The 5,572-nt window shown below is 68.6% G+C and carries 7 protein-coding genes; 1 reads left to right on the forward strand and 6 read right to left on the reverse strand.

The annotated features are described in order from the left end of the window. From AC5RUJ_RS10090 to rpsD, 6 genes are all read right to left on the reverse strand, one after another. The coding region (locus AC5RUJ_RS10090) for a hypothetical protein (RefSeq protein WP_494155820.1) at positions 1-198 on the reverse strand (198 nt) is incomplete at its 3' end. Beyond that, positions 195-767, reverse strand: a complete 573-nt coding sequence (gene ruvX / locus AC5RUJ_RS10095) for a Holliday junction resolvase RuvX (protein WP_494014052.1) — start codon at positions 765-767, stop codon at positions 195-197. The genes ruvX and AC5RUJ_RS10090, both read right to left, overlap by 4 nt. Before the next feature lie 8 nt (positions 768-775). Then, positions 776-3,454 carry an alanine--tRNA ligase gene (gene alaS / locus AC5RUJ_RS10100; protein ID WP_494014053.1) on the reverse strand — a complete coding sequence of 893 codons (2,679 nt, stop codon included), beginning with the start codon at positions 3,452-3,454 and terminating at the stop codon, positions 776-778. A 75-nt stretch (positions 3,455-3,529) separates the two neighbouring features. Further along, positions 3,530-3,763, reverse strand: coding sequence for a DUF6167 family protein (locus AC5RUJ_RS10105; protein WP_494014054.1), 234 nt, complete (start codon positions 3,761-3,763; stop codon positions 3,530-3,532). Positions 3,764-3,781: 18 nt separating this feature from the next. Beyond that, complete coding sequence (locus AC5RUJ_RS10110; RefSeq protein WP_493999812.1) at positions 3,782-4,165, reverse strand: DUF948 domain-containing protein; 384 nt, start codon at positions 4,163-4,165, stop codon at positions 3,782-3,784. A 251-nt stretch (positions 4,166-4,416) separates the two neighbouring features. After that, a complete protein-coding gene (gene rpsD, locus AC5RUJ_RS10115) occupies positions 4,417-5,043 on the reverse strand; it encodes a 30S ribosomal protein S4 (RefSeq protein WP_493967703.1) in 627 nt (208 codons plus the stop codon). Between the two features lie 270 nt (positions 5,044-5,313). Between rpsD and AC5RUJ_RS10120 the strand changes: the two genes are divergently transcribed. Beyond that, the coding region (locus AC5RUJ_RS10120; protein WP_494155821.1) for a D-aminoacyl-tRNA deacylase at positions 5,314-5,572 on the forward strand (259 nt) is incomplete at its 3' end.

The raw sequence follows: 5,572 nt of genomic DNA on the forward strand, positions 1-5,572 counted from the left end.
GACGGGGGCCGCGGGCGTGGCGGGGTGGGCGGGCGGAGAAGGCCATGCCTCGTCCGCGGGCGCTTCCTCCCATTCGGGTACGGCGTCGTCGTCCCAATACGGCGGGACGGTGTCGTCGAAGCGCGGGTCGGCGGCCTGGCGGCCGCGTGCGGCGCGCCGGGACGGCAGGTTGTTCCAGTCGTCGGGGTGCTTGCTCATGTCCCGGGGTCCCCGCTTCGGTCATGTCCGTGCGAAATCGTCGGCTCCTCATGGCTGGCAGCCGGCACATGGCTGCCGGCGGGCGGTGCGACAGGTGTCCCCACGTCCTGCCCTTGGGCCCGTTGCATGTCAATAGCCTGCTGCAGTATACCCACTGCGGCTACCTGATCAACTACTTTACGATGTTGACGTGTATCCATACCAGCCTCCCGCAGTCCGCGGTGCGCCGCCACGGTCGTCAGGCGCTCGTCGATCAGGTTGACCCGGGCGGCTGACCCCGCCCCGGCCAGCGCTGCGGCCAGCTTCCGGGCGTAGTCGCGGGCCATTTCGGTGGAGGCCGAGTCGCCGCCGGAGAGGGTGCGCGGCAGCCCAACGAACACCTGCACGGCGTCCCGCTCGGCGGCCTCCCGCACCAGGACCCTGACGTCGCTGTCTTTCTTGGCGTCGCGCTTCAGGGTGCGCACCGGGGTGGCCAGGATCCCGTCCGGATCGCAGCTGGCCACGCCCACGCGCACCGCGCCGACGTCGACACCAAGCTTGGTGCCGTGCGGATAATCGGGAACAGACACCGGATGCCCTAGCGGTTGGCGACCGCGGCCGTCACGGCGGCCAGTGCCTCGTCGATCTTGGTGGCATCGGACCCGCCGCCCTGCGCGACGTCGTCCTTGCCGCCGCCTCCGCCGCCCAGTACTCCGGCGGCGGTCTTGACCAAGGCGCCGGCCTTGACACCCGCGGCACGGGCGGCTTCGTTGGTGGCCACCAGGATCAGGGGCCGGCCGTTGGCCACCCCCGTCATCGCCACGGTGACCGGGTCGGAGCCCAGCCGCGTCCGCAGGTCCAGGGCCAGGCTGCGCAGGTCGTCCGCGCCGCTGAGTTCGCCGGCATGGTGCGCCAGCAGCCGGACCCCAGCCACATCCTGGGCCTGGGCCACCAGCGAGGCGGCCGAGGCGGCGAGCTGTTCCTTGCGGAGCTTGTCCAGCTCCTTCTCCACGGACTTGAGCTTGGCCAGGGTGGCGGAAATCCGCTCGGGCAGCTGTGCCCCCGGCACCTTCAGCATTTCGGAGAGTTCGTTCACCAGCGCGCGCTCGGCGGCCATGTGGCGGAAGGCCTCCATGCCCACGAACGCCTCCACGCGCCGGTTGCCCGAACCCACCGATGCCTCGCCCAGCAGGGTCAGCGAACCGATCTGCGAGGTGGCCTCCACATGGGTGCCGCCGCAAAGTTCGCGGGACCACGCGCCGTCGATCTCCACCACGCGCACGGTGTCCCCGTAGGCCTCGCCGAACAGCGCCATGGCGCCCAGCTCGCGGGCCTGGGCCAGGGGCATGACGCGGGTCTGGACCTCGAAGTTGTTGCGGATGGCCAGGTTCGAGACCTCTTCGACCTCCGACTTGGCGGCGTCGGAGAGGCCCTCGCCCCAGGAGAAATCGAAGCGCAGGTAGCCGGCCTTGTTGAAGGAACCGCGCTGCAGCGCCTCCGGGCCCAGGATCTGGTGCAGGGCCGCATGGATGATGTGCGTGCCGGTGTGCGCCTGCTCGCCGGCCTGGCGTCGCTGGGCGTCGACGGCGGCCTGCACCGTGGCGCCGGAGGGCAGTTCGCCCTCGCGCACCACGGCCTTGTGCACGCTCAGGCCCTTGACGGGCTTCTGCACGTCGAGCACTTCGACCACGAACCCGTCGCCGGTGATCAGCCCGACGTCCGCGGCCTGCCCGCCGGCCTCGGCGTAGAACGGGGTGGCGTCGAGCACCAGTTCGATTTCCTCGCCCTGGCCGGCGAAGCCGCGCACTTCGCCGCCGCGGACGATGCCTCGCACCGTAGATTCGGTGGTGAGTTCGTCGTAGCCGGTGAAGACGGTCTCGCCGTCGGCGAGCATCTCGCGGAAGACGGTCACGTCGGCGTGGCCCAGCTTCTTGCCGCGGGCGTCGGCCTGGGCGCGCTCGCGCTGTTCGGCCATCAGCGTGCGGAATCCGGCCTCGTCCACCTGCAGGCCGGCTTCCTCGGCCATCTCGAGGGTCAGGTCGATCGGGAAGCCGTAGGTGTCGTGCAGGGTGAAGGCGTCCTCGCCGGAGATCGGCTTGGCGGCGGCCTTGGATTCCTTCACGGCCTCCTCGAGCCGCGCGGTGCCGGAGGCAATGGTGCGCAGGAACGCCTTCTCCTCGGCGTAGGCAATCCGGCTGATGCGCTCGAAGTCCTCGGCCACTTCCGGGTAGGTGCCCTTCATCGCATCCCGGGAGACCGGCAGCAGGTCCGGCAGGCAGGCGCGTTCCACGCCGAGCAGGCGCATGGCGCGCACCGCGCGGCGGATCAGCCGGCGCAGCACGTAGCCGCGGCCCTCGTTGGAGGGGGTCACGCCGTCGGAGATCAGCATCAGGGAGGAGCGGATGTGGTCGGCCACCACGCGCATTCGCACATCGTCGCCGTGGTGCGGGTCGTCGTCGGACTCGGCGCTGGTGTACTCCTTGCCGGAGATCTCCGCGGCCTTGTCCAGCACGGGGCGGACCTGGTCCGTCTCGTACATGTTCTCCACGCCCTGCAGAATCATCGCGAGGCGTTCCATGCCCAGGCCGGTGTCGATGTTCTTCTGCGGCAATTCGCCCAGGATCTCGAAGTCTTCCTTGCCGATGCCGGCGCCGCGCTGGTACTGCATGAAGACCAGGTTCCAGATTTCGATGTAGCGGGTCTCGTCGGCGATCGGGCCGCCCTCGATCCCGTACTCCGGGCCGCGGTCGTAGAAGATTTCCGAGCAGGGGCCGGCCGGGCCGGGCTGGCCGGTGGACCAGTAGTTGTCCTTCTTGCCGGACTTCTGGATCCGCTCGGCCGGAACGCCCACCTGGTCGCGCCAGATGGCCAGTGCTTCCTCGTCCTCTTCGTACACGGTGATCCAGAGCTTCTCCGGCGGCAGGCCGTAGCCGCCCTGCTCCACCGGGCTGGTCAGCAGTTCCCAGGCCATCGCGATGGCCTGTTCCTTGAAGTAGTCGCCGAAGGAGAAGTTGCCGCACATCTGGAAGAACGTGCCGTGCCGGACGGTCTTGCCGACCTCTTCGATGTCCGCGGTGCGGATGCATTTCTGCACGCTGGTGGCGCGCGGGTACGGTGGCGTCTCGCGGGCGGTCAGGTACGGGATGAACGGCACCATGCCGGCCACGGTGAACAGCAGCGAGGGATCCGGCGACACGAGGGACGCGGAGGGGACCACGGAATGGCCCTTCTTCTCGAAGAAGTCGAGCCAGCGGCGGACAATCTCATGGGATTTCATGGTGCCTGTGTCTTACCTTCCGGGGTGCAATACGGTTGTGGGCGCCGGGCTGCGGCTTCGGTGACCGTAAAAAACTTATCGCTTGCGGACGTCGTCGGCGGAATCGATGCCCAGGGCCAGGCGCAGGTCGGTTTCACGTTCCTGCATGCCGTCGCGGACCGCGTCGGCGAAGTTGGCCACGGAGTCGGCCACCTGTGCCAGGGCGCGGTTCAGGCCCGCCGGGCCCAACGCCTCACGCGTTTGGGACACCTTGCGTACCGCGAGCACGCCGATCGCCACGCCGGCGGCCATCCAGATTATTCGCTTCATGTGGGTTCCTCTTTCCGGTCAGCGGCCGCGGCGGCGCTTGCCCTCGGGCGCGCCCTTGCCGGCGGAATTGAAGGCGCTGCGCACACCGTAGGAGAAGGCGGCCACCTTGATCAAAGGCGAGCCCAGGGTCGCGGAGACCAGCGAGGTCAGGGCCGACAGGTTGGCGGAGGCGTCCGAGACGTGGTTGGAGATCCCGTCGACCTTCCTGAGCTGTTCGTTGGTGGTGCTCACAGTGGTGGTCACTTCGCCGATCAGCGGCGTGGTGCCGTCGCTGATGTCCCGGATTGCCTGGCGCAGCTCGTCAAACACCTTGCCGAGCTTCCAGACCGGTATGGCCAGCAGGGCCACCAGCACCGCGAACACGCCCGCGGCGATCAGACCGGCGATATCTCCACCTGACATGGGCTCAAACGCTCCTATTTGTTGGTTCTTGGCGTACTCCGGTTCCGCGCGCGGCATGGGCGGGCCATCGGCTGCGGGTTCCGGCTAACGACGGCGGGGCGCACCTGGACGCAGGCACCGTACCGCCACTGACAACACCTTACCTACTGAACAGCCCGCGGCGATGCCGCGGGCTGTTCTGCGCCGACCCCGCGCACGGGGACGGCATCTCGCAGGTGCTGTCCCGGGGTTTCACGCCCGGGACAACGGGCCTAGCGAGCGTAGTATTCGACCACCAGCTGCTCTTCGCAGGTCACGGGGACCTCGGAGCGCTTGGGGCGGCGGACCAGGCGGGCCTGCAGCTTCTCCAAAGCGACATCCAGGTACGCCGGAACGTTGGGGAGCACGTCGCGGTGAGCGCCGGCAGCTGCCACCTGGAACGGGGGCATCTTCTCGGAGCGCTCGTGGACGTGGATCAGCTGGCCTTCGGAAACGCGGAAGGACGGGCGGTCCACGCGCTTGCCGTCAACCATGATGTGGCGGTGCACCACCAGCTGGCGGGCCTGGGCAATCGTGCGGGCAAAGCCGGCACGCAGCACCAGGGCGTCAAGACGCATTTCCAGCAGCTCGATCAGGTTTTCACCGGTCAGGCCGGCGGTGTTGCGGGCTTCCTCGAAGACACGGGTCATCTGTGCTTCGCGGATGCCGTACTGGGCACGCAGACGCTGCTTCTCGCGCAGACGTACGGCGTAGTCACTGTCCTGCTTGCGGCGGGCGCGTCCGTGCTGGCCGGGGCCGTACGGGCGACGCTCCATGTACTTCTCAGCCTTGGGCGTCAGGGCAATGCCAAGGGCACGCGAAATGCGGACCTTGCGGCGGGCTCGTGTGTTGTTAGCCACGATGTCCTTCCAGTTATGTGCGGTGCAATGGTTTGCTGGCCTCCATGTATCGGAGAGCGTTGGTCAACCGCTACCTTCAGCTACAGTCCGTTCGCGGCACGCGTCTGGCCCCACCTCTGATGTGATCCGGGGTTTGACGGCGCGTGAAGAACGGCTTGCCAGTCAGCCAACCATTCTAGCAGCAGCTCGGGTTGCTGCCGCACGCGTCCGGGTGCCGGCTTCCGGCCGCCGCCATTCGTGCGGAGGGGCGGCTTTGCCTAGGCTGGGTCCATGCGAGCCATTTTGCAGCGCGCCAGCCGCGCCAGCGTCAGTGTCGACGGCGCCGTGGTGGGCGCCCTGCCAGGTCCCGGACTGGTGGTGCTGGTCGGCGCCACCCACACCGACACCCCTGACGACGCCGTGGCGCTGGCGCAGAAGACCTGGCAGCTGCGGATCCTCGACGGCGAGCAGTCGTGTGCCACGGCCGGCGCCCCGCTGCTGGTGGTCAGCCAGTTCACCCTGTACGCCGATACCCGCCGCGGCCGGCGGC

It is taken from the genome of Arthrobacter sp. Y3223164, from assembly GCF_059091005.1.